The sequence below is a fragment of the Flavobacterium frigidum genome (assembly GCF_048286795.2).
This window is the reverse complement of record NZ_JBLVPT020000002.1, coordinates 16,113-42,152: the sequence shown is the minus strand read 5'-3', so window position 1 is coordinate 42,152 and position 26,040 is coordinate 16,113. Positions and strand designations below refer to the sequence as shown.

The 26,040-nt window shown below is 35.0% G+C and carries 18 protein-coding genes; 15 read left to right on the top strand and 3 right to left on the bottom strand.

Features of this window, described 5'->3' with window-relative positions; genetic code table 11:
* Positions 1–319: 319 nt before the first annotated feature.
* A complete protein-coding gene (locus ACNQGB_RS03740; protein ID WP_417944360.1) occupies positions 320–2,776 on the top strand; it encodes a M14 metallopeptidase family protein in 2,457 nt (818 codons plus the stop codon).
* Positions 2,777–2,938: 162 nt separating this feature from the next.
* Here ACNQGB_RS03740 and ACNQGB_RS03735 read toward each other — a convergent pair whose 3' ends face one another.
* Entirely contained in the window at positions 2,939–5,011 is a 2,073-nt protein-coding gene (locus ACNQGB_RS03735; protein WP_417944396.1) for a M3 family metallopeptidase, read from the bottom strand.
* A 259-nt stretch (positions 5,012–5,270) separates the two neighbouring features.
* On the opposite strand from ACNQGB_RS03735, the gene trmD reads away from it, so the two are divergent.
* The 6 genes from trmD to ACNQGB_RS03705 all read left to right on the top strand — a co-directional run bounded on the left by trmD (position 5,271) and on the right by ACNQGB_RS03705 (position 13,271).
* Positions 5,271–5,948, top strand: coding sequence for a tRNA (guanosine(37)-N1)-methyltransferase TrmD (gene trmD, locus ACNQGB_RS03730; RefSeq protein WP_417944395.1), 678 nt, complete (start codon positions 5,271–5,273; stop codon positions 5,946–5,948).
* A gap of 174 nt (positions 5,949–6,122) precedes the next feature.
* Entirely contained in the window at positions 6,123–6,473 is a 351-nt protein-coding gene (rplS, locus tag ACNQGB_RS03725; RefSeq protein WP_073354306.1) for a 50S ribosomal protein L19, read from the top strand.
* 265 nt (positions 6,474–6,738) lie between these two features.
* On the top strand, positions 6,739–8,964 hold the full coding sequence (locus ACNQGB_RS03720; protein ID WP_417944359.1) for an NADP-dependent isocitrate dehydrogenase: 2,226 nt from the start codon (positions 6,739–6,741) through the stop codon (positions 8,962–8,964).
* A gap of 145 nt (positions 8,965–9,109) precedes the next feature.
* The gene (locus tag ACNQGB_RS03715; RefSeq protein WP_417944358.1) at positions 9,110–11,491 is read left to right on the top strand and encodes a TonB-dependent receptor; all 2,382 of its coding nucleotides are present in this window, start codon (positions 9,110–9,112) and stop codon (positions 11,489–11,491) included.
* A 37-nt stretch (positions 11,492–11,528) separates the two neighbouring features.
* A complete protein-coding gene (locus tag ACNQGB_RS03710) occupies positions 11,529–12,350 on the top strand; it encodes a DUF4249 domain-containing protein (RefSeq protein WP_417944357.1) in 822 nt (273 codons plus the stop codon).
* 258 nt (positions 12,351–12,608) lie between these two features.
* On the top strand, positions 12,609–13,271 hold the full coding sequence (locus ACNQGB_RS03705; RefSeq protein ID WP_417944356.1) for a thiamine diphosphokinase: 663 nt from the start codon (positions 12,609–12,611) through the stop codon (positions 13,269–13,271).
* 3 nt (positions 13,272–13,274) lie between these two features.
* On the opposite strand, the gene ACNQGB_RS03700 is transcribed toward ACNQGB_RS03705, so the two are convergent.
* Complete coding sequence (locus ACNQGB_RS03700; RefSeq protein ID WP_417944355.1) at positions 13,275–14,141, bottom strand: alpha/beta fold hydrolase; 867 nt, start codon at positions 14,139–14,141, stop codon at positions 13,275–13,277.
* A gap of 156 nt (positions 14,142–14,297) precedes the next feature.
* On the opposite strand from ACNQGB_RS03700, the gene rlmF reads away from it, so the two are divergent.
* The 5 genes from rlmF to uvrB all read left to right on the top strand — a co-directional run bounded on the left by rlmF (position 14,298) and on the right by uvrB (position 23,177).
* A complete protein-coding gene (gene rlmF / locus ACNQGB_RS03695) occupies positions 14,298–15,257 on the top strand; it encodes a 23S rRNA (adenine(1618)-N(6))-methyltransferase RlmF (RefSeq protein ID WP_417944354.1) in 960 nt (319 codons plus the stop codon).
* A gap of 393 nt (positions 15,258–15,650) precedes the next feature.
* Positions 15,651–16,262 carry an RNA polymerase sigma factor gene (locus ACNQGB_RS03690; RefSeq protein WP_417944353.1) on the top strand — a complete coding sequence of 204 codons (612 nt, stop codon included), beginning with the start codon at positions 15,651–15,653 and terminating at the stop codon, positions 16,260–16,262.
* Between the two features lie 87 nt (positions 16,263–16,349).
* Positions 16,350–17,459 carry a FecR family protein gene (locus tag ACNQGB_RS03685; RefSeq protein WP_417944352.1) on the top strand — a complete coding sequence of 370 codons (1,110 nt, stop codon included), beginning with the start codon at positions 16,350–16,352 and terminating at the stop codon, positions 17,457–17,459.
* Between the two features lie 161 nt (positions 17,460–17,620).
* Entirely contained in the window at positions 17,621–21,058 is a 3,438-nt protein-coding gene (locus ACNQGB_RS03680; RefSeq protein WP_417944351.1) for a TonB-dependent receptor domain-containing protein, read from the top strand.
* A 127-nt stretch (positions 21,059–21,185) separates the two neighbouring features.
* On the top strand, positions 21,186–23,177 hold the full coding sequence (gene uvrB / locus ACNQGB_RS03675) for an excinuclease ABC subunit UvrB (protein ID WP_417944350.1): 1,992 nt from the start codon (positions 21,186–21,188) through the stop codon (positions 23,175–23,177).
* Here the strand turns inward: uvrB and ACNQGB_RS03670 are convergent.
* Entirely contained in the window at positions 23,174–23,575 is a 402-nt protein-coding gene (locus ACNQGB_RS03670) for an excinuclease ABC subunit B (protein WP_417944349.1), read from the bottom strand. The two genes, uvrB and ACNQGB_RS03670, sit on opposite strands and share 4 nt — an antisense overlap.
* Before the next feature lie 56 nt (positions 23,576–23,631).
* Here ACNQGB_RS03670 and ACNQGB_RS03665 point away from each other — a divergent pair, with 56 nt between their 5' ends.
* The 3 genes from ACNQGB_RS03665 to ACNQGB_RS03655 all read left to right on the top strand — a co-directional run bounded on the left by ACNQGB_RS03665 (position 23,632) and on the right by ACNQGB_RS03655 (position 26,040).
* A complete protein-coding gene (locus ACNQGB_RS03665) occupies positions 23,632–24,453 on the top strand; it encodes an alpha/beta hydrolase (RefSeq protein WP_417944348.1) in 822 nt (273 codons plus the stop codon).
* A 26-nt stretch (positions 24,454–24,479) separates the two neighbouring features.
* Positions 24,480–25,490, top strand: a complete 1,011-nt coding sequence (locus tag ACNQGB_RS03660; RefSeq protein WP_417944347.1) for a dipeptide epimerase — start codon at positions 24,480–24,482, stop codon at positions 25,488–25,490.
* An 82-nt stretch (positions 25,491–25,572) separates the two neighbouring features.
* Positions 25,573–26,040 carry a DUF1456 family protein gene (locus tag ACNQGB_RS03655; protein WP_417944346.1) on the top strand — a complete coding sequence of 156 codons (468 nt, stop codon included), beginning with the start codon at positions 25,573–25,575 and terminating at the stop codon, positions 26,038–26,040.

Sequence of the window (26,040 nt, the reverse complement as noted above, 5' to 3'; positions counted from 1 at the left end):
GTTTTTTAATTTTTATTGAATTGCAAATTTACAAATTAAATTTATTTCAACCTATTGCATCAAACTTTTGATTTGCAAATGAAAAGTTAAATAAGTATACAGTTTACAGCCAGGCAGACAATAATCAAATTTCCATTTATAGCAACAGAAATATCAAAAAAAAGAACAATTTAATAAAATAGCATCCAATTTTTAACACCAAAATACTAAAATGGCAATACAATACTTTTTATATTTACAGTTCAAACTAATACCAAACCACATGAAATTGTTGTATTCCCTTTTGCTATGTATTCCTTTTTTGAGTATTGGGCAAAAAATGTCATTAGATTATTATTTACCTCAAAACGGTAGTTACAATACAAAAATCCCCACACCAAAAAGTATCCTTAATTTTGAATTGGGTGAAATGCATACCGATCATACGCAAGTTGTCAATTATATGATGGAAGTTGCAAAAGCATCGGATAGGATTCAAATTGAAACCACTGGTTATACTTTTGAAAATCGCCCGTTGCAATTATTGACCATTTCTAGTCCAAAAAACTTGGCTAACATTGACGAAATTCTTAAAAGACATGCCGCCATTACTGATGTTAATGCTAATAATAGTGATTTATCAGACTTACCGATAGTAGTTTATTTAGGGTATTCCATTCACGGAAATGAGTCTAGCGGTACAGGTGCTGCAATCGCTTTGACTTATTATCTTGCAGCAAATGATAGTCCTGAACTAATGAAAACATTAGATAAAACGATAATATTATTGGACCCATCCTTTAATCCAGATGGCTTGCATCGTTTTTCGACTTGGGTTAACAGTAATAAAAGTGCCAACTTAGTAACTGACCCTAACGATCGCGAGTTCAATGAAGCCTGGCCAAGAGGTCGTTTTAATCATTACTGGTTTGACATGAATAGAGATTGGTTGCCGGTACAACTTCCAGAAAGTCAGGCTCGAATAAAAACTTTTAGAAAGTGGATGCCAAATGTCCTGTGTGACTTTCATGAAATGGGAACAAATTCTACCTACTTTTTCCAGCCAGGTGAACCCACTCGAACGAATCCGCTAACTCCAGAACTAAATCAAGTGCTAACGCGTAAAATTGCAGGATTCCACGCTAAAGCACTGGATAAAATAGGTAGTTCCTATTTTGTTGAAGAAAACTATGACGATTTTTATTACGGCAAAGGATCCTCTTACCCTGACATCAATGGAACTATTGGAATTTTATTTGAACAAGCCAGCTCTAGAGGACATGCCCAGGAAAGTGCAAATGGTATTTTGACGTTTCCATTTACCATCCGAAATCAATTTACAACCAGTTTATCAACCTTGCAAGCAACAACTGAAATGCGTGAAGAACTGCTGGCTTACCAGAGAGATTTTTATAAAAATGCTAAGACAGAAAGTAATAAAAGCAAAGTGAAAGGCTATGTTTTTGGTGACGAAAAAGACGCTTCAAGAGTACATGAATTAGCTAAAATTCTAAGTCAGCATAAAATAAAAATGCAAGAATTAAAAGAGGATGTCATCATAAACAATAAGAAATTTTCAAAAAATTTAAGTTATTTTATACCTGTTGCACAACAAAATACCAAATTGATAAATGCGATATTTGACCGCCAACTACAATTTAAAGACAGTTTGTTTTATGATATTTCGGCATGGAGTTTTGATCTAGCTTTCAACCTCAACTTTGAAAGCGTAAATACACTAGACAATGCAGGTAATGATTACGAACCAAATCTGAAAAAAGGTTTTGTTTCCAAGAAAAGTTACATCGGCTATTTGATGGAGTGGACAGATTATAAAGCTCCAAAATTATTATACCAATTACTAGATAAGGGCTTGCGTGTAAGAACTACAAAAAAACCATTTACGCACAATGGAAAAACATTTTCATATGGTTCTTTATTTATTCCAGTTCAAAATCAAGAATTAAGTAGCGAGGAAATTTTTAATTATTTGAATCAAATTATTCCCGATTATGCTATCGAAATTACAGCCGTTGAAACTGGTTTTACGGACGGTGTCAATTTAGGAAATCCAAATTTTGTTACTTTAACACAACCTAAAGTCGCCATGATTGTGGGGCAAGGTGTCGATCCCGCTGATGCTGGAGAAATTTGGCACATGTTTGACCAAAAAGCCGCGATACCATTGACCAAAATTGATATGGAACAACTTGAGGGTGTTACCTTAAGTAAGTACACTACTTTAATTTTAGTAAATGGTTCTTATTCTAAAATTTCAGATAAAACAGCAACTAAAATCGGACAATGGGTGCAAAACGGCGGGACTTTAATTGCTTATCAAGATGCAATTAAATGGCTGAATAAAAATGAGTTAACCGCATTGACTCTTAAAGATTTTAAGCTGGAAGCTAAGGAAATTACATTCGAGCAAACAGATGACTATAAAGGAGCGCAAGAAATTGCAGGAGCCATATTTGAAACTAAATTGGACTTATCGCATCCTATCAATTTTGGAATGCCTCGCAATACATTGCCTATTTTTAGAAACACTTCAATCATGATTGAACCCAACAAAAATAGTTACAACAACCCTATTCAATACACGAAAACACCACTGATTAGTGGTTATATTTCTAAAGAAAAACTCGCACTTTTAAAAGAAACAGTACCTTTTCAATCCATTAAAAAAGGTGATGGAAACATAATTGTATTTACAGACAACACCAATTTTAGAGCATTTTGGTTGGGAACTGAAAAGCTATTGTGGAATGCTATTTTCTTCAGTAAATTGATGTAAAAAGTGATTATTTTTCTAGAGCAGGTTAAGGTCGAGAACAAATAATGGTTTTCGGCTTCGCTCGAACGGACAGGTGTTCATAAAAAATCTAGAATAGAATCAGTATTAAAAAAAATGACATTCTTTCGAATGTCATTTTTTTTTAAATAGAATCAAACTTTATTATTTTTCTAGCAAGCCAGCGTTTCTCAAGTACGGTTCAATCTGCATGTCATGCCCAATGAAATCTTGGAAAGCTTTGTTCAAATCCACACTGTTACCCACTGATAAAATGTATTTTTTAAAACGTTCACAATTGGCTCTTGTCATACCACCATTGGCTTGCATCCAATCAAATGCGTTATAATCTAAAGTTTTAGACCAAGTATACGCATAATATCCAGCAGAATATCCTCCGCCCCAAATGTGAGCAAAATAAGGCGTGTGGTATCGTGTTAGAACTTCATTTACTAATAATCCGTATTTAGTAAGTGCTTCTTTTTCAAACTCTAAAACAGGTTTGAAATCAGATTCCTTAGTAACACTATGCCAAGCCATATCAAGTGTTGCTGCAGCCAATAATTCTGTTACAACATATCCTTTATTAAAAGTGTCTGCTTTTTTAATTTTATCAATCAATTCTTGTGGGATGGCCTGTTTGGTTTGATAATGTATGGCATAATTTTTTAATACTGTAGGATCTAAAGCCGCGTGCTCGTTGATTTGCGAAGGAAACTCCACATAATCTCTAGGCACGGCTGTACCTGAAAGCGTAACGTATTGTTGGTTTGCAAATAATCCGTGTAACGTATGACCAAACTCATGAAAAAGTGTCGTTACATCATCAAAACTGATCAAAGACGGGTTTCCCGAAGTTGGTTTTGCAAAATTATACACATTTACGATCACTGGTTTTTGTTTTAAGTAGTGCGACTGACTGACAAAATTACTCATCCAAGCGCCTCCATTTTTGTTGTCTCGCGTGTAAAAATCCAAATAATAAATTGCAATTGATTTTCCATCATTGTCATATACTTCATACGCTTTTACATCAGGATGATAAACCGGTAAATCATTTCTCTCTTTAAATGTTAGTCCATACATTTGCTTTGCAGCAAAAAATACGCCTTTTTCCAATACAGTGGAAATTTCGAAATACGGTTTTATTTGAGTCTCATCTAAATCATACTTGGCTTTGCGAACTTGTTCTGAATAAAAATCCCAATCCCAAGGTTCTAATTTAAACCCTCCATTTTGAGAATCGACAAGGTCTTGAATTTCTTTAGCTTCTACTTTAGCTTTTGCCACCGCTGGTGTAGCAATTTTCGCCAACAAATCCATTGCAGGTGCTGGTGATTGAGCCATTTGATCTTGCAACTTCCATTCTGCAAAACTCTTTTTACCCATCAAATTTGCTTTTTGCAAACGCAATTTTGCCATTCGCTCAATTACGTCTCGAGTATCTCCATCGTCATTTTTTTCTGCGCGGTACCAGGATGCTTTAAATATTTTTTCTCTGCTAGCCCTATTTGTAAGGCTTTTTAATACGGGCTGCTGAGTAGTGTTTTGCAATCCTATTACATATTTTCCATCTTGACCTGCCTCTGTAGCTTTTGCTTTAGCAGCAGCAAGTTCGGCAGCATTCAAACCAGCTAAATCATTTGCATTATCAAAAAAAACAGCTCCATTTTTTCGAGCAATTAAAAGTTTATTTCCAAAAAGCGTGCTTAAAGTTGCCAACTCTTCATTAATTTTCTTCATTTTTACTTTATCCATTGCAGATAAATTGGCTCCAGCCAACTCAAACTGCTGTAAGTAATACTGTGTCAATTTCTTATCTTCTCCTTTCAAAGTTGATAAATTAATTGCTTTAAAACGATTGTAAAGTTTACTATTCAAGTAAATTTTATCGTTGTGTCCTGAAAAAATTGGCGCATACTCTTCGTCAATAGCTTGCAAGGTTGGATTGGTATTCGACCCAGTTAAATTGTAAAAAATACCTACAGCTCTATTAAAATCCACTCCGCTTGTCTCTAATGCCAAAACTGTATTTTGGAAAGTAGGTTTAGAAGGATTATTGGCAATCTTGTCTATTTCTTGATCGTGCACTTTTAAACCATATTCAAAAGCAGGCTTAAAATGTTCGTCTTTAATCAAGTTGAAATTGGGCGCCTGATATTGCAGCGTACTTTTTTGTAGAAGCGGATTTGTCATCTTAACCGATTTATTTTGTGCATATCCTGTTTGAGTTTGCATACCAGCTACTAAAAACAGCGAACTAGCAACGATTATTTTCGAAAAAATTTGCATAGTAATGTGATTTATTTTTGAGGGATAAAAGTAGTCGAAAAAAGTGTGGTATAAAAAAGTATCTAAAATTAGTAATGCTTCTGAAACATAATTCGACACTACAAATCCAAAAAAAGTTTTTATCCAAGATTAACTTATTTAAAAACGGAATCAACTTTGTACCTTTGCTCCCGAATCCTTGGGATTGAAACTTATAAAAGAAATTATGCGCATCGATATTGTTACCGTTCTCCCAGAATTATTGCGAAGCCCCTTTGAAGCTTCAATTATGAAACGTGCTATCGACAAAGGATTGGTGGAGGTTCATTTTCATAACCTGCGTGATTATACGACCAACAGACAGAAAAGCGTAGACGATTATCCGTATGGGGGCGGGGCTGGCATGGTCATGACCGTACAACCTATTGACGCTTGCATTACCCATCTGAAAAGTGAAAGATCCTATGATGAAATTATTTACATGTCGCCTGACGGGGAAACTTTGAACCAGAAAATGGCAAATACGATGTCGATGTATGAAAATATCATTATCCTTTGCGGACATTACAAAGGTGTAGATCAACGGGTACGCGATCATTTTATTACCAAAGAAATCTCTATTGGAGACTATGTTTTAAGTGGTGGAGAACTGGGTGCATTGGTTTTATCAGATGCTTTAATCCGATTGATTCCTGGCGTTTTGAGTGACGAAACTTCTGCGTTAACAGACAGTTTTCAAGATGGATTATTATCGGGTCCCATATACACCCGTCCAGCAGATTATAACGGTTGGAAAGTTCCTGAAGTTTTAACGAGTGGAAATTTTGCCAAAATAGATAAATGGCGCGAGGATATGGCATACGAGCACACTAAGAATAGAAGACCTGATTTACTGGAGGAGTAAAGTTATTATAAATGTTGAATTTTAAATTTTAAATGACTCAGTATAAGCCATCAAATAATTCATAATTTATAATTTATAATTCAAAATAATTACATACTTTTGCGCCCACATTGAGTTAACCTCTGGCGAGATCCGTGAATGTTGATTTAATACAAACCATAATTAAAATATATCATGGCAGATTTAATGAAATTCGTTCAAGACGAATTCGTAACAAGAAAAGAATTCCCAGTTTTTGCAGCTGGAGACACAATCACTGTTTACTACGAAATTAGAGAAGGTGAAAAAACGAGAACTCAGTTTTTCAAAGGAGTTGTAATCCAAAGAAGAGGTTCTGCTAACACAGAAACTTTTACAATCCGTAAAATGTCTGGTGCAATTGGAGTAGAGCGTATCTTTCCAGTAAACTTGCCAGCTTTACAGAAAATTGAAATCAACAAAAAAGGTGCAGTTCGTAGAGCTAGAATTTTCTACTTTAGAGAACTTACTGGTAAAAAAGCTAAGATTAAAGATAAAAGAAGGTAGTTCACTATCTTTTTATCACAAAAGTCCCAACAATGTTGGGACTTTTTTTGTTTGTATTTTTACTTATAAATTCATTATTCAACAGTATTGACCCCTTAAAACTAACAATTTAGAAATAAGAAGTTCAGAATCCTAAAATTAGCGCTTTTCTCTGTTAAATCCACCTTCTTTTACATCTGATTTTCATATATTTGCCCGCCTTATTTCAGGAAAAAAAGCCTTGAATAAGCTACATTTAACGCGATTCGATTATAAAAATAAAAAAATGACACAGAAATCAAAAATTTTTTACACGCTTACTGATGAAGCACCTTTATTAGCAACCTATTCATTTTTACCTATTGTACAAGCATTTACAGGAACTTCTGACATTGAAATTGAAACTAGAGACATTTCTTTAGCCGGAAGAATCTTATCCAATTTTCCAGAATTTTTGACAGAAGAGCAAAAAACTGGAGATTCGTTACTTGAACTGGGACAATTAGCAACAACACCAGAAGCTAATATTATAAAATTACCAAACGTTTCAGCATCTGTTCCCCAATTAAAAGCAGCAATTGCTGAGTTACAATCGCATGGTTACAACTTACCAAACTTTCCAGAAGAACCTCAAAACGATGCAGAAACAACTATAAAAGCAAAATATTCTAAAATTTTAGGTTCAGCTGTAAATCCTGTTCTACGCGAAGGAAACTCCGATCGAAGAGCACCAAAAGCGGTTAAAAATTATGCTAAAGCAAACCCGCATTCTATGGGCGCGTGGTCAGCTGATTCAAAAACACACGTAGCTTCTATGGAAAGTGGCGATTTTTACGGAAGTGAAATATCCTTTACTGTTACTGAACCCACTGATGTTAAAATCGAATTCATAGCAAAAGATGGAACAACTACTGTTTTAAAAGAAAGTACACCTCTAAAAGAAGGTGAGATCATTGACAGTTCTGTCATGAACTTAAAATCTTTAAAAACGTTTGTCGCTAAAACAATTGCAGAAGCTAAGAAATTAAATGTCCTACTTTCTGTTCACCTGAAAGCGACAATGATGAAAGTATCGGATCCAATTATTTTTGGAGCTATTGTCGAAGTATATTTTGCAACCGTTTTCGAAAAGTATGCTGTCTTATTCAATGAATTGAATATTGACACCAGAAATGGTTTAGGTGATGTGTATGCTAAAATTGCTGGACACCCTATGCAAACTGAAGTGGAATCAGCATTAAATGAAGCCATTGCAAACGGACCTGCATTGGCCATGGTCAATTCAGAAAAAGGAATTACAAACCTTCATGTTCCTTCGGATGTTATTGTAGATGCATCGATGCCTGCTATGATTCGTACCTCAGGACAGATGTACGATAAAGACGGTAAACAACACGATACAGTAGCCATGATTCCGGACAGATGTTATGCCGGTGTGTACACTGCAACTATTGATTTTTGTAAAAAACACGGTGCTTTTGACCCGACTACAATGGGAAGTGTTCCAAACGTAGGTTTGATGGCTCAAAAAGCCGAAGAATACGGTTCGCATGACAAGACATTTCAAATAGCTGCTGAAGGAATTGTTCGTGTAATAGATGCTAAAGGAACTGTTTTGATGGAACAAGCCGTTGAGACAAATGATATTTTTAGAATGTGTCAAGCAAAAGATGCTCCCATTCAAGACTGGGTAAAATTAGCAGTAAACAGAGCACGTTTGTCTAATACACCTGCTATTTTCTGGCTGGATAACAACAGAGCACACGATAGAGAACTAATTTTGAAAGTCACTACATATTTAAAAAATTACGACACTACTGGTTTAAATATTCAAATTTTAAATCCTGTTGAAGCTACCAACTTCACGCTTGATAGAATTGTGAAAGGACTAGATACCATTTCTGTAACAGGAAATGTTTTGCGTGATTATCTTACGGATTTGTTTCCAATTCTTGAAGTAGGAACATCAGCAAAAATGTTATCTATAGTTCCGTTAATGAATGGTGGAGGTTTGTTTGAAACCGGTGCTGGCGGATCAGCTCCAAAACACGTGGAGCAATTTATCGCAGAAGGTTACTTGCGTTGGGATTCTCTTGGAGAATTCTTAGCTCTTGGAGCATCTTTAGAGCATTTAGGACAAACCCTAAAAAATCCTAAAGCAATGGTTTTGGCTGAAACTCTTGATGTAGCTACCGAGAAATTCTTAGCAACAGATAAATCACCAGCACGTAAACTAGGCGGAATAGACAATCGTGGTTCCCAATTTTATTTGGCCATGTATTGGGCAGAAGCATTGGCAGCACAGCATAAAGAAGTAGCTTTGAAAACCATTTTTACTCCAATAGCAGCTGAATTATTAGCAAATGAAGCAATAATTAATACTGAATTGATCGCTGCGCAAGGGAAACCACAGCATATCAATGGTCATTACCAACCTGATCCAAAATTAACAAGCAGCGCCATGCGTCCAAGTAAAACTTTCAATGCAATCCTTGCGAAAATCAATGCTTAGATCAACTGCAACATAATGAATACTAAAAGACAACCTTCATCCGTTGTCTTTTTTTTATCTTAGCAATACCTTAACATCTGTTGTAAGTCATTAACCATTCAATTTGAAGTACTTTGCACGTTTTTATTTTGATAAACTGTAATCCATGAATTCAAAAAAAGTTATTCCTATTTTAATCCTATTTTTTTGTTCAATAACACTCTTTGCACAAGAAAAATTCACACTCAGTGGAACTATCATTGACGCCAATAGCAACGAAACCTTAATTGGTGTAAATGTGGTACTACCAGAACTAAAAACCGGTGTAACCACAAATGAATATGGGTTTTATTCCATAACGCTTCCAAAAGGCGTGTACACCGTGCAAATCAGTTATTTGGGGTATCAAACTTTACAAGAATCCATAACATTGGATCAAAATGTAAAAAACAACTTTAAATTATTCAGTAATGAAACTGCCTTAAAAGAAGTTGTTATCACCGATAATAAAACCAAAACCGATATCCGAAAACCAGAAATGAGTGTCAACAAACTCTCTATTTCAACCATAAAAAAAATGCCTGTAGTCTTGGGTGAAGTCGATGTTTTAAAATCAATTCTATTACTTCCTGGTGTGACCAATGCTGGCGAGGGAGCTTCCGGATTTAATGTACGGGGTGGTGGAGCAGACCAGAACTTAATATTACTAGACGAGGCAACCATTTTTAATTCCTCACACGTTTTTGGTTTTTTCTCCGTTTTCAATCCTGATGCTATCAAAGATTTGAAATTGTACAAAGGCGGAATACCAGCGCGTTACGGCGGTCGTGCCTCTTCAGTTTTAGATATTTATCAAAAAGACGGTAACAGTAAAGAATTTCATGTCAATGGTGGAATCGGATTAATTTCCAGTAGAATTTTAGCCGAAGGTCCGCTAGTAAAAGACAAAGGATCGTTCCTTATTGGTGGTCGTAGTTCGTATGCGCATTTATTCCTAAAACTTTCAGAGGAACAAAAAGACAATTCGGCATATTTTTATGATTTAAACACCAAGCTGAGTTATAAATTAGACACCAACAATAGTTTGTACTTATCCGGTTATTTTGGCCGAGACGTTTTTAGCCTAAGCAAAAGCTTTACTAATATATATGGTAATGCTATTGTGAATTTACGCTGGAACCACTTGTTTTCAGAAAAATTATTTACGAATTTATCACTGATCTACAGTGATTATTATTACGGTTTAGATTTAGATTTTGTAGGGTTCAAATGGGATTCTGGTATAAAAAATTACAATATTAAGTACGATTTTAAAAATTATATTTCAGACAAATTCAAACTAAATTATGGGGTAAACGGAATTTACTATGAGTTCAATCCGGGTACTATCAAGCCATCTGATGAAAATTCCGGTATCAACTTTGATCAATTGGATAAAAAATATGCTTTTGAATCGGCACTGTACATCAATGCCGATCATGATATATCCAATAAAATAGCGCTTTCTTACGGATTACGGTATAGTATGTTTTACCGCTTAGGACAATCTACAGTAAATATTTATGAAAATGATAATCCAGTGCTTTTCAATTCAGATTTACAGATTTACGAAAAAGCAACTCCCATAGACACCAAGTTTTACGACCGAAACAAAGTGATGAAAAGCTACAACTATCTAGAACCTCGCCTATCCGTTGCCTACCAAATCAACGATGATCAATCTATAAAAGCGAGCTATAACAGAATGGTGCAGTATTTACAACTGATTTCAAATACCTCATCGCCCACTCCGCTTGATATCTGGACGCCAAGTGACCGTTTTATTAAACCACAAATTGCAGATCAGGTGGCTTTGGGATATTTCAAAAACTTTAAAGACGATATGTATTCCCTGGAAATAGAAACGTACTACAAAGAAGTCCAGAACCGATTGGATTATATTGATGGTGCAAATTTAATAGCCAACAAAGCCATTGAGCAAATCATTCTAAACGGCCAATTGCGTTCCTATGGATTAGAAATACTTCTCCGAAAAAACGAAGGAAAATTGAATGGTTGGATTTCCTATACATTATCCAAATCTGAGCAACAAACTCCCGGAAGAACGGCACAAGAATCAGGAATTAACAATGGTCAATGGTACAATTCTGTATATGATAAATTGCATAATATTGCCATTACAAGTTCGTATAATCTAAATGAAAAGTGGTCGTTTGGTGCTAATTTTGCTTTACAAACTGGTCAACCCGTTACCTATCCAGTGGGTAAATATGAATATTTAGAAATTAGTGTTCCTAGTTACGGACTGCGAAACGAAAATCGTCTTCCTACCTACCATCACTTAGATCTAGCAGCAACATTAACACCCACAAAAAACAAAACTAGAACTTGGCAAGGCGAATGGGTTTTTAGTATTTACAATGTGTACAATCGAAAAAACGCTGCTTCTATCAGTTTTAGACAAAACAATGATACAGGCAGTAACGAAGCAGTTAAGACTTCCATTTTTGGTGTGGTTCCTGCGGTGAGTTACAACTTTAAATTTTAAACCTTTTATCTTAAAGAGAGGAAATAAATAAAACATCATGAAAAAAATAACACTTTATCTGATAGCAATCATCGCATTTTTTACAACAAGTTGTGAAGATGTGATCGACGTAAATTTAGAAAATGCAGCACCAAAACTGGTTATTGAGGCGGCTATCAACTGGAGAAAAGGCACTGCTGGAAACCAACAAAAAATAAAACTAACAACTACTTCTGGATTTTACAGTACTGAAATCCCAAAAGTATCAGGCGCAACTGTATCTATAAAAAATAGCGCCAATATTGTTTTTAACTTTGTTGAAATTCCAAATACAGGCGAATATGTTTGTTCGAATTTTGTACCAACGATTAACGAGAAATACACACTCACGATTATCAGTAAAGGCAATACTTACACTGCATCAGAAAGCTTGCAAACTGTTGCTAGTATTACTAAAATCGTTCAAAACAATCAAGGAGGTTTTACAGGAACTAATAAAGAAATCAAAACATATTATCAAGATCCCGCTGGTATAAGCAATTATTACCTTTATAAATATGCCTATTCCAATAGAAAAAAATCTGATTTTTACGTAGATGAAGATGAGTTTTTTAACGGAAATGAATTCTTTAGTATATCACAAAATGACGAGCTAAAAAAAGATGATACTATCGAAGTGAGCCACTTTGGAATTTCAAAAGCCTACTATAATTACATGAGTATTTTAGTAAGCATTGCTGGTAATAGCGGCGGCGGACCCTTTCAATCTCCACCTGCAACAGTTAGAGGAAATATTGTCAACACTACAGATTCAGCTAATTATCCACTGGGCTATTTTTCCCTAAGTGAAGTCGATGTTAGAAATTATACTGTTGAATAATTGGGAGCTTATCCAGCTGTTCACTTCAACAAAAACAGGTTTTAAACAGTTTTTTAGTCCGTATAAGGAGCTTCCTTTGGTCGCTCTTCTACAGTCAAAAAACTAAAGTTTATAACCTGTTTTGGTTTTCATTCCCATCTGGGCTAAAGTGAAATTGCCGTTTCCTGTTTACATTTTTTAACTAACTTTAAAGTCAAAAATTTATCGTGTAAACGTACCAGAAAATCTAAATTCAAAATTCATAAAATATAAATCCTCATGTCTTCACACCATATCGTACGCGACGATCAAGAACCTGCATTAATTATTGCCAATGGTGCTTCCTGTAATCCAGAATTATTAGGGCAGCTTTTAGAATGGTCTCCACTTGTTATCGTTTTAGATTCAGCAATGGTTCGCGTGATGGAATTAGACATAAAAGTCGATGTTCTTTTAGGCGATTTTGACAGAGGATTTGATCCTGAAATTTACAAAACATCGCAATATCCTATTGAAATTATTCATACGCCTGATCAAAACAAAACCGACTTAGAAAAGGCATTTGATTATTTAATAGAAAGAAAAATCCCGGCAGTAAATGTAGTTTGGGCAACTGGCCGAAGAGCAGATCACACGATTACAAATCTCACCAATATTACCAGATATAGAAATCTATTAAAAATTGTCATTCTAGACGATCATTCTAAGGTTTTTCTATTACCCAAAAAATTCGAAAAATGGTATACTGCCAATACGCCTATTTCGTTAATTCCAATCGGTAGTGTGACAGGCATTCATTCTGAAAATTTATTTTATCCATTAAAAAACGACAGCCTAACTATAGGATATCGCACAGGAAGCAGCAACCACGTTGCACAAGATGGACTCGTTACCATATCACATGATGAAGGAGATTTATTGATGATGGAATGTCTGGATTAGCACCTACTCTAGTTTCAATAATGCATTTCTCACTATTTCATAATGACTCCACGGAATAAAATGATTGGCCTCATCAATAACTATGGTATCAATTGACTGGGCTGCTACAAAGCTTTTTTTCATAAAAGCTACATTGCTAAACGGTACTAAAGCATCTTTGGTTCCATGAATAATTGTGACAGCACTTGTTATTTTTTTCAACTCCAGCGCTAAGCTAAATAAATCTTTTTTTAACCACCACAATTCATCATTTGAAGGGCGCAAAGCACCAGGAATTAAATATCGCAGCGGAACTGATTTCACGACCGTGCGCCATTGCTCTGGGTTTTCGGCCTTAGGGTCTAATGATCCAGAGAGTATCACAACATGTTTATACCATGAGGGATGATCAGCAGCTAGCTTTGCCACCATAGGACCGCCATAGCTATGCCCTACCAGAATCATCGGTTGTTTATTATCGATTTGTTTGATAAAGGATCCTATTATTTGAGATTGGACCGTTAAATTTTGAGCATCCCCAAAATCACTATTCCCAAAACCCGGCCGATCAATAGCAATCATACGGTATTTCTTCAACAATGTGGTGTCCTGTAAATATTCTTTAAAAGCATTCCAACTTCCTGGCGAGCCGTGTACAAAAATCAACGTGGGGTTTTGAGCATTACCCGTTTCTACATAATGTAGATTGTGTCCGTCAAATAGAAGATTTTTATCTTGAAAAACGGTTTTCGAAGCTCCAAAAAAGGCAATCGTTTCCTTACTGGAATAGCGCATCGTCATACAAGCTTGACACATTATGATATAAAAGACCAAAAAACTATAAACGATGTAGCGTTTCTTGAAACGAAATTTTGCAGGAATAAAAACCATCTTTACTGATATTTTTTATAAAAGTAATCGTTTTTAGGCTTCAAAAAAACCACGTTGTTTTATTTTATGATTTATTTCTGAGCTATTTATCGTGTCAATGTAGCCTTTAAGCATTTACAACTTTGGAATCCCTATATTTGCATCGAAATAAAGAAAATGAAAGCGAAAACGATTACCGAAAAGACAAATTTACACCCAAGAAATCTTGATAAATTTGGATATGATTTTGAGCAATTAATTATAAAATCACCTGAATTAAAAACTTTTGTCGCTGTAAATGAGCACCAAATAGAAACCATCAATTTCAGTAATCCTGATGCTGTAAAAGCACTGAACAAAGCCTTGCTTTTGTACCATTACAATATTAAAAATTGGGATATCCCTAAGAACTATTTGTGTCCGCCAATTCCAGGAAGAGCTGATTACATTCACTACTTAGCAGATTTATTGGCTTCAAGCAACAACGGAAATATTCCTGAAGGCGAAACCGTTCAAGGATTAGATATTGGTGTAGGTGCCAATTGCATTTATCCTATTATAGGAAATTCAGCGTACGGTTGGAGTTTTGTGGGAACCGACATTGATGTGCTTGCTATAGAAAACTGTAGCGCGATCATTGAAGAAAATCCAAAATTAATTGATGCAATCAGTTTGCAGCAACAAACGGAAGCTCGTTTTATTTTCAAAAATATAATTACGCCCGAGGATAAATTTACCTTCACGATTTGTAACCCGCCTTTTCATGCGTCACAAGATGAGGCTACCAAAAGTACATTGCGAAAAATAAATAATTTAGAATCCCAGACTGCTGCTACTAAAACAACTAAACCTATTTTAAATTTTGGTGGTCATAATGCCGAATTGTGGTGTGAAGGTGGCGAATTGGGTTTCGTGACTCAGATGATATATGAAAGTGCAAAATATCCAATGCAATGTTTGTGGTTTACGACTTTAGTCTCGAAAAAAGAAAATCTCTCTAGTCTATACAAAACATTAAACAAAGTCAGCGCTGTCGAAATTAAAACCATTGATATGGCTCAAGGCCAAAAAACAAGCCGAATTGTAGCTTGGACTTTTTTAAGTGCGGCACAGCAAAAAGCTTGGAAATTCGAATAAAAACTCCTTTTCACCTGAATATTTCATCACACCAATCATATTTGATAGACTTGACAATCAATCTGTAACTAAACATTTGCCAATTATTCATTTAAAATTAAGCCCTTTAAAAACTTCTATTTTAAATCTATAATTAAATTTTCCAAAATTTATTTTTCCAAAAAAATAAATATTCCTTAATAGTTATTTTTTTTTATAAAATATTGAACAAAAATTAATTATTAACATAATTTTAATTAGTTTTGATAAATAACTATTTAAAATAGTTACAAATACATTTTTTTGACGATTCATCAAAAAGAGAATTAAAAACCTTACTATTAAATCCAAAAAAAAATTAAATACTCTTTTTAAGATAATTTACTTTTAAAATAATGAGCTAATTCAAACTAAATGGTAAAAAAGCAGCCCTTACATACCGACATACTTGAAGACTCCGCACTTTGGAACAGTCTGAAAGAAGGGAATGAAAGTGCTTTTTCAGTACTTTTTAAAAGACATTATTCTCATTTAGTCCGTTATGGAAACTCCTTATTTCCTTATCCTGAAAAAGTACAAGACTGTGTGCAAGATGTTTTTACAGATCTATGGATTTACAGAGACAAATTGAGTGACAAAGTAGTTGTAAAAGCCTACTTATTAGCCTGTGTTCGCAAGCGGATTACCCGATCACAAGAACGGGATCGTATTTTTAGGCTAAGCTCCTCTATAGATACGATTGAATTTTTATTTGATTTTTCAATAGAACACGAACTTATTTCTGATGAAACTACAGCTTCTAAAGTGTCACATCTCAATCAACTGATTAATGATTTGCCTTCTCGACAAAAAGAGGCTTTATATCTTCGTTACACCCAAGAACTTACTGTAGACCAAATTGCTGATACACTTAACATTAATTATCAATCAGCAAACAATCTTTTGCATCGAGCGCTGTTATGCTTGCGCAAAGATTGGAAAGGAACTATCTGTTGCATTTTAATACTATTTTCATTGGTATTGTAGTCTTCCAAAAATAAATCAAAAAAAAATACCATTTAGTGAGTATCAATTAAAAAAATTGTCCTCTATATAATTGTAACCCCTTTTTTGATGCAACACCGAAATAATTATACCGAGATAGAACACTTTTTAGCTGATGAATCATTCCGATTATGGGTGTGTTTCAAAGACGACCAACTAGAATGGGAAAAATGGACTTTAGAAAATTCCAGTCGTGCTAAATTGGTTGAAGAATCCAGATTATGGCTTTTAGCGATGAAGGTTCCTAATGATGATTTAGCTGCAGACAACATTCAACATGCCCTAGAAGCTACTTGGGGAAAAATTGAAAAAACAGAAGGAAATAAAAAGGATAAACCAGTTCTTAAACTTTTGAGAAAAAGATGGTTTAACGGAGTAGCTGCCGTTTTGATTATAAGCCTTTTAACTGGCTGGCTTTACAATCAAAGCAACACTTCTGAAAACGCTGCACTGACATATAGTGAACTTATAAACGAAAATGACGAAGGTTTAGTTGAGCAAACTAACAATTCAGACAAACCACAAATTATAACATTATCTGATGGTAGTTCTGTTTTACTTCAACCCAACAGTAAGTTAAGTTATCCTAAAATATTTGTGGGCAATGAAAGAAAAGTGTACCTCTCTGGTGAAGGCTTTTTCGAAATCAGTAAAGACCCTAAAAAACCATTTTTCGTCTTTGCGAATGAAATAGTTACAAAAGTAGTAGGTACCAGTTTTAAAATAAAAGCATACGCTAATGAGCCGAATGTGGAAGTGGTGGTTCGAACTGGAAAAGTAAAAGTAAGATCTAATGAATTAATCTCCAACCCAAAAGACCAACTGATTGTTTTGTTACCGAATCAAGCTTTGCGATTTGTCCGAAAAAGCTTACTTTTTAATAAGATTACTGATATCACACAGGATGAATCATTGAGTCGTTCCACCAGTAATATAGAGCAATTAGGATTTGAATTTACAGACATTCCTGTTGCACAAATTTTCAAAACTATCGAGCAGGCGTATTTAGTTAAAATTGATTTTCCTCAAACAAAATTAAATAATTGCTACCTCACTACCTCTTTAAGCGATCAGCCTTTACCAGAAAAATTAAAAATTATTTGCAAAAGCCTTGGTAACAATACGAGTTATGAAATGAATGGAAACCAAATTATAATTATATCAGATGGATGTAACTAACAGTAACTCGCCAATGAAGTAAAACATACAATAAAAAAGCGCCGAAAATGCTGTAACATTCTCGACGCCTTGAATAAATGCAATTCACTCTCCGTAAAGAGTAACTGCTGTGTTCTATCAATACCCTAACTAACAAATATTAATAAAAACAGACCAAAACTATGAAAAAAACCGTCCTTAAACAACGACTACTAATTCGAATTATGAAAATAACCTTATTTCAATTTGTTTTAGCGCTTGTCTTTTCAAGTGTAACAATAGCGAACAATATCAGAGGTCAAAAAAAACTGGACACAAAGGTAACTATTACCGTGACCGATTTGAACTTAGATACTGCATTGACTAAACTTGAAAAATTAGCACATGTGAAATTTTCGTATAATTCGAGAATTTCACAATTGAACCAAAAAGTGAGTGTTTATGCTAATAATGAAGCATTATCAAGTGTACTGAATCGCATTTTAACACCATTAAAAATTAATTATACTGAAGTTAGCAATCAAATTATTTTACAAAAAGAAGAAATTGCTAAAACAGGAAGTAATGGAGAATTTATCTCAATTCTAAATCAAAACGCATTGGTTGAAATCATTAAAGGCCGCGTTGTTGATGAAAAAGGAGAATCTTTACCTGGCGTAACGGTTCTTGTAAAAGGAACTAAAAAAGGCACAACAACAGATATCGATGGGAGTTATACCATCAATGCTGAAATTGGAGACGTTTTGCAATTTTCTTATGTGGGATTAGAAACTAAATCCGTAACCGTAACTGGAACAACATTAAATGTTACTTTGACGGGAAGTGGAGAAACGTTACAAGATGTTGTCGTAATCGGTTCCCGGAATCCCGCCAGAACAGTAACAGAATCTGCAGTGCCTATTGATGTGATTTCTATGAAAGAAATTAATTCTAAAGGACCTCAAGTAAATTTGAACCAAATAATGAATATGGTAGCACCATCCTTTACATCTGCCACTCAAACTGTAGCTGATGGAACGGATCATATTGACCCAGCTCAATTAAGAGGTTTAGGTCCGGATCAAGTACTGGTGTTAGTGAATGGAAAAAGACGTCATACATCATCTCTAGTAAACGTTAATGGTTCACCTGGTAGAGGTGCTGTAGGAACCGATTTAAATGCTATTCCTGCTTTTGCTATCGAAAAAATTGAAGTATTACGAGATGGAGCTTCCGCACAATATGGTTCTGACGCTATTGCGGGTGTAATCAACTTAAATGTGAAGAAAAACACAAACAAATTAGAGGTAGCACTTTTTGCGGGAAGTCATTTTTCTAAGGGAGCAAACGACCATGCTGGCGGAAATGATGGAAACAATCTTCAGCTGGATTTAAACTATGGAACTGGTCTTGGTAAAGAGAAAAGTTTTATAAACTTTACAGGAAGTTTTCAATTAAGAGACCAAACAGGAAGAGCAGGACTTGAGGGAGACACAAGACAAGAATTTACCGGTTATAATGCAATCGAACGTGTAGCATCAGCCAACGGAATTGATGTCAATTCTTATTTTGGAAATAGTAACAATATGACCGCTGCTAATCAAACTGCCTTAATTTCGGCAATAAAAACTTATGCACCACAAGTAAGCTATTTCACTCCAGCAAAACAGTCGGAAATAAGTAGTGCTACAACTCTTGCAGCACTTAGAACTGCATTGAATTTTAATAATACCGACCAAGAAATTGCTGCAAGGGGTTTGACTAGAAGAGACTTTAATCAAAAAGTAGGGCAATCTTCTTTAGCAAGTAGCCAAATATTTGTAAATGCAGCTTATCCAATATCCAAAAATTCTGAATTATATGCTTTCGGTGGTTATAGTAACCGAAACGGTGCCGCAGCTGGTAACTACAGAAGACCCTTTACAGCCAATGCTACTACTGCTGTTTATCCTAATGGTTTTTTACCAGAAATTCATTCGGAAATTAGCGATATATCTGCAGCTGTAGGTTTAAGAGGTAAAGTTTTTGAAACTTGGAATTATGATTTGAGTAATACTTATGGTAAAAACTCATTTGGTTTCAACGTAGAAAATTCGATAAATGCAACTTTAGGAAAATTATCGCCAAGCACATTTGATTCTGGTAAATTATCTTTTGCACAAAACACAACCAATTTTGATGTAAGCAAAAAATTCGACAAATTAAATGTAGCTTTCGGAGCAGAATTTCGTAATGAAAATTATATAATTGCAGCAGGAGAAGAAAAATCATATGCTGGATATGATATTAATGGTGCAATAGTAACACCAACAACGGCTACCAATTTACAAGTTACTGATTTTTATGGTACTAGTCGTGGAGTTGGGGCACAAGTTTTTCCTGGTTTTAGTCCAAAAAATGCTGTTAATAAAAGCCGTAATAGTGCAGCGCTTTATGCTGATTTAGAGTATGAAATCACTGATAAATGGATGGTGAATGGAGCTGTACGTTTTGAAAATTATTCTGATTTTGGGAATACTTTAAATTATAAACTAGCAACTCGTTATAAAATTGCACCAAACTTTAATTTAAGAGGTGCTGTTGCAACCGGATTTAGAGCGCCATCCTTACACCAAATTTATTTTAATAATACGTCTACTCAATTTGCTGGAGGTTTCGCTGTGCAGGTTGCTACATTTAATAATGACCAAAAAGAGCTATCCCCAGCCAAATTATTTGGAATTCCACAATTAAAACAAGAGGAATCTCAGAGTGCTAGCATTGGTTTTACTGCAAAAATTCCGTCGGCAAAGCTAACCTTTACTGCAGATGCTTACAGCATATATATTAAAGATAGAGTAGTATTAACAGATCAATTTGCCAGACCGGCTGGTATACAAACACCTGGTTCTACAGGAGCAACTTTACAAGGTTTTTTTGACGCTGCCGGAGCAACAGCTGCACAATTTTTTGGCAACTCTATCGATACTAGATCAAAAGGACTAGACATCGTAATTAGTCATAAAATTGAATTAAACGAAGCTATTACATTGACTAATGATTTAGCTGGAACTTTTTCTCAAACAAGAAAAGTGGGCGATATTCACGCTTCTCAAATCTTGGTCGATAACGGACAAATAAACAGATACTATTCAGAAATTAACAGAGTGTACCTAGAAGAGGCGGTACCAAGAGTTAAATTCAACTTAACCAATAGTCTGTCATACAAAAAATTCGATTTCTTTTTGAGAAACGTATATTTTGGCCAAGTAACCGATGGTGAAATTGTTGATGCAAATGGTGATGGTAAAATTAATGCCATTGTTGTAAATGGACGACATGTAGAAAATGAACATTTAATATTAGATGCAAAAATAATTACTGATATATCCGTTGGTTACAATTTTACTAAAAATGCTAGATTAGTAATTGGAGCCAATAACCTATTAGATATTTACCCAACTGTAAACTTCAAAACACAAACTGTCGCTTTACGTGCATCTGGTGTAGATGCAAGTGGTAATATAATTTATTCTCCAACTACTGCAGCGAATAATACTATTGATCAGACTACAGGTAATCAATTCACTTACTCAAGACGTACCTCTCAATTTGGTCAAAATGGTCGTTTCCTTTTTGCTAGGTTAAGCTTCAGTTTTTAATAATTTATATTTCTCTAATAAAACCATCCTGTCACATCGGGATGGTTTTTTTTTGGCAAAAAGTTTAGAAAAAAAAGAATCCAAACTTTGTACCTTTGTCTCTCTTAACCTTTGTCCCTTGTTTTAAATGAATTTCCAAGTAGTATCTGATTACCAGCCAAAAGGCGACCAACCGCAAGCCATCTCCAAATTAGCACAAGGAATAGTTGATGGAGATCAGTTCCAAACGCTTTTAGGAGTTACAGGATCCGGAAAAACATTTACGGTGGCTAATGTGATTCAGGAAGTACAAAGACCAACATTAGTTTTGGCACATAACAAAACTTTGGCAGCGCAATTATACTCGGAATTCAAGCAATTTTTCCCGAATAATGCTGTCGAATATTTTGTTTCATACTACGACTATTACCAACCCGAAGCTTTTATGCCCGTTACAGGCGTTTTCATTGAAAAAGATTTGTCCATCAATGAAGAACTGGAAAAAATGCGAATGTCAACCACCGCTTCACTACTTTCTGGACGTAGAGATATTTTAGTGGTAGCATCAGTTTCTTGTTTGTACGGTATTGGAAACCCGATAGAGTTTCAAAAAAATCTAATTCCAATTGAGAAAGGCCAGATTATTTCTCGTACCAAATTATTGCATCAATTGGTGCAAAGTTTATATTCTAGAACTGAAGCTGATTTTAATCCCGGAAGTTTCAGGATTAAAGGAGACACTGTTGATGTGTACCCTAGTTACGCTGATGAAGCCTACCGCATTCATTTTTTTGGTGATGAAATCGAGGAGATCGAAAGCTTTGACACCAAGAATTCTCAAGTACTTGAAAAATTTGAAAGACTTACTATTTATCCCGCTAATATGTTTGTGACTTCGCCAGATGTATTGCAAAATGCAATTTGGGAAATCCAACAAGATTTAGTCAAACAAGTTGATTATTTCAAGGAAATAGGAAAACATTTAGAAGCAAAACGTTTGGAAGAACGCACCAATTTTGATTTAGAAATGATCCGAGAATTAGGGTATTGTTCTGGAATCGAAAATTACTCGCGTTATCTTGATGGCCGACTGCCCGGAACCAGACCCTTTTGCTTACTGGATTATTTCCCCAAAGATTATTTGATGGTGGTCGATGAAAGTCACGTCACGCTTTCACAAGTAAGCGCTATGTATGGCGGAGACAGAAGCCGAAAAGAAAATTTAGTTGAATATGGTTTTCGACTTCCTGCTGCGATGGACAATCGTCCGTTGAAGTTTGAAGAGTTCGAAGCCATGCAGAATCAAGTCATATACGTATCCGCAACGCCAGCTGATTATGAATTACAGAAAACCGAAGGAGTGGTTGTCGAACAGGTAATTCGTCCGACAGGTTTATTAGATCCCATTATTGAAATCCGACCAAGTTTAAACCAAATAGATGATTTAATTGAAGAAATTCAGGTTCGAGCCGAAATTGACGAGCGTGTTTTAGTGACGACTTTAACCAAAAGAATGGCCGAAGAACTAGCCAAATATTTAACTAAAGTCAATATTCGTTGTCGTTACATTCACTCTGAAGTAGATACTTTGGAACGAATAGAAATTATGCAAGATTTGCGAAAAGGGATTTTTGATGTATTAATTGGTGTGAATTTACTTCGTGAAGGATTAGATTTACCTGAGGTTTCGTTGGTAGCAATTTTAGATGCGGATAAAGAAGGATTTCTAAGAAGTCATCGTTCGCTTACACAAACCATTGGCCGTGCTGCGAGAAATTTGAATGGAAAAGCAATAATGTATGCTGATAAAATTACCAACAGTATGCAAAAAACGATTGATGAAACTACCTATCGCAGAACCAAACAGATTAATTACAATACTGCAAATAATTTAACTCCGCAGGCTTTAAACAAAAAGATAGAAAGTGCCTTTACAAAAAACCCGCTAGTGGACTACGAGCTAGGAAACTCCTTGAACGCTGCCGCAGAACCAGAAAACCTGTACCTATCTAAACCTGAAATTGAAAAACTGATTCGTGAAAAAAGAAAATCAATGGAAAAATCTGCTAAAGAATTAGACTTTATGCAAGCGGCTAAATTACGTGATGAAATAAAAGCGTTGCAAGGACAATTGACTTAATTATACTGCTCCTGAAAAACATTCAACAAAACGGCTCCGTCAATAATTGCGTTTGGTGCGTTTTGCATCAATTTAAGAACTCTTTTTGTTGCTGTCGGATTCAATCCCATATTTATTGCAATTTGCTGAAGAGTAATCATTTCTTTTTCATGCAAAATTCCGTCACAGTACATTAATAATGCTAGTCTGTAAAATTGTTGAATACGCAAAAACTCTGTTTTAATAGGTATTTGTGGTGCCTCTTCATGAAAAAACTGATTAAATTTGTCTTTATTTATCTGCAATTCTTGAGCAATACTGGCTAAGAAATCATATTCTCGTTTGTGCAATTGTCCATCAACAGTAGAAAACGCAATCATCTCTAAAAGTAAACTTCTCTTTTCTTCGAATGTATTCATCAAATTGTTATTTTTAGCTAAAATATTGTTTTTAATTTAAAATACAAAAACTAATAATGATCCGAAATACGTTCCTACTCCTATTCTTTATTTTAATACCCGTAATAATAAATGCACAAGAGGCACTGCAAAATATTGGGAGCACTGCTACAAAGCAAGTTTCCAATTTTACAATTGACGCTCCACAATTGAATGGTACAAAGAAAATTTGGGTGTATTTGCCTAAAAATTATGCCAATTCAAAAAAGAAATTCTCGGTCATTTATATGCATGACGCGCAAAATTTATTTGATGCCAAAACATCGTATGCTGGCGAATGGAACGTTGATGAAAAATTAGACAGTCTAAATGCACCCGTTATTATTATAGGAATCGAGCATGGAAATGATACCCGTATGGAGGAATTAACGCCTTTCAAGAATGAAAAATATGGCGGTGGAAAAGCAGATGATTATTTAGCTTTTATCGTAAAAACGTTAAAACCATACGTAGACAAAAACTACAAAACCAAACCCGACAAAAAGCATACACTAATCATGGGAAGTTCGCTTGGTGGTTTGAATTCTTTTTATGCGGTTTTAAAATACCCCGAAATATTTGGCAAAGCAGGCGTGTTTTCGCCTTCTTTTTGGTTCTCCAAAGACATTTATACCCTAATGGACCAATCAAAAAAGACAAAAGCAAAAATCTATTTTCTTTGCGGTGACAAGGAAAGTGACGATATGGTTTCTGATTTGAACAAAATGGAATACCTGCTGAATTCCAACAGATGCTATTGTTTGAACTTGAACCATAAAAAAATTGTAAAAGAAGGTCAACACAATGAAAAACTATGGCGCGATGGATTTGTTCAAGCGATTTTATGGCTTGGTTATTAATGACATCAACGTAATACAGATGTTTTATGGAACTGATTTTAAGAGAGTACAACCTAAAATTAAAACATACCTTCACGATTTCGAGAAAATCAATCGACTTTCAGCCATCTTTAATTGTTGAATTAAAGAGCGATGGGTTTTCTGGTTTCGGCGAAGCCACATCCAACCCTTATTACCACACTACCGTTACAATGATGCGTGCTGATTTAGAAAAAATTCGACCATTAATTGAAGTGAGTACCACCGAAACTCCAGAAGAATTTTGGACAAAAATTCATCCCTATTTGCAGAATAATATGTTTGCTCTATGCGCTCTAGACGTAGCATACAATGACTGGTATGCCCGTAAAAAAGGAAAAAAACTATACGAATTGTGGAATTATACCATCGATAAAAATCCATTGTCAGATTATACCATTGGCATTGATTCTATCGAAAAAATGATTTCAAAAATGAAAGAACTGCCGTGGCCAATTTATAAAATAAAACTAGGAACGCCAGAGGATATTGCTATTGTTACTGCTCTTAGAAAACATACTACTGCTGTTTTTCGCATAGACGCAAATTGCGGCTGGACTGTTGATGAGACTATCACTAACGCCATCGAATTAAAAAAATTAGGTGTCGAATTTTTAGAACAACCATTAAAAGCTGATGATTGGGCAGGACACAAAGAAGTATACAAGCATACTGTTTTACCAATCATCGCTGATGAAAGCTGTATCATTGAAACGGATGTCGCAAAGTGTCAACATCATTTTCATGGAGTGAATTTAAAATTAGCCAAATGTGGAGGCTTAACTCCAGGCAGACGCATGATTCAAGAAGCAAAACAACTAGGTATGAAAACTATGGTAGGATGCATGACGGAATCTACGGTGGGGATATCAGCAATAGCACACCTATTACCACAATTAGATTACGTTGATATGGACGGCGCATTGCTTTTAGCCGAAGATATTGCTACAGGAATCACGCTCGAATATGGAAAAACTACCTATTCTGAACACAAAGGGACCGGCGTAATTTTACTTTAAATATTTTATCATCAAACCAATTCTAAAACTAAAATTGTGTTGTAATTGCTTTTAAAACGTACCTTTGTAAAAAATTATGATGATGACAAATAACGATATCTTTAAAAAACTTCGCGTTGCACTTATGTTGCGTGACGATCAAATAGTTGAAATATTAGAATTGGTAGATTTTAGAATAACCAAATCAGAGTTAGGTGCTTTTTTTCGGGATGAGAAACACGAAAACTATATGGAATGTGGTGACCAAGTACTGCGTAACTTTCTGAATGGATTGGTAATTCACTTGCGTGGAACCAAAGAAAATCCAAAAAATCCAAATGATGTTTTAGCCAAGCACAAAGCACAAATTCCAGCGAAAGACAGTGTAAAAGAGCGACCAGAATTTAAAGCTAAACCAAGAGATGAAGAGCGTTCTCGAGCTGATGAAGCGCCTTCCAAGAAAAAACCTGCAACCAAGAATAATTCAAAAAAACAATATCCCAAAGGTAATTCTAAAATACAAGTTGTAGAGAAAGTGAAATTTAATTTCGGTAAAGGCAGCAAATCCTAA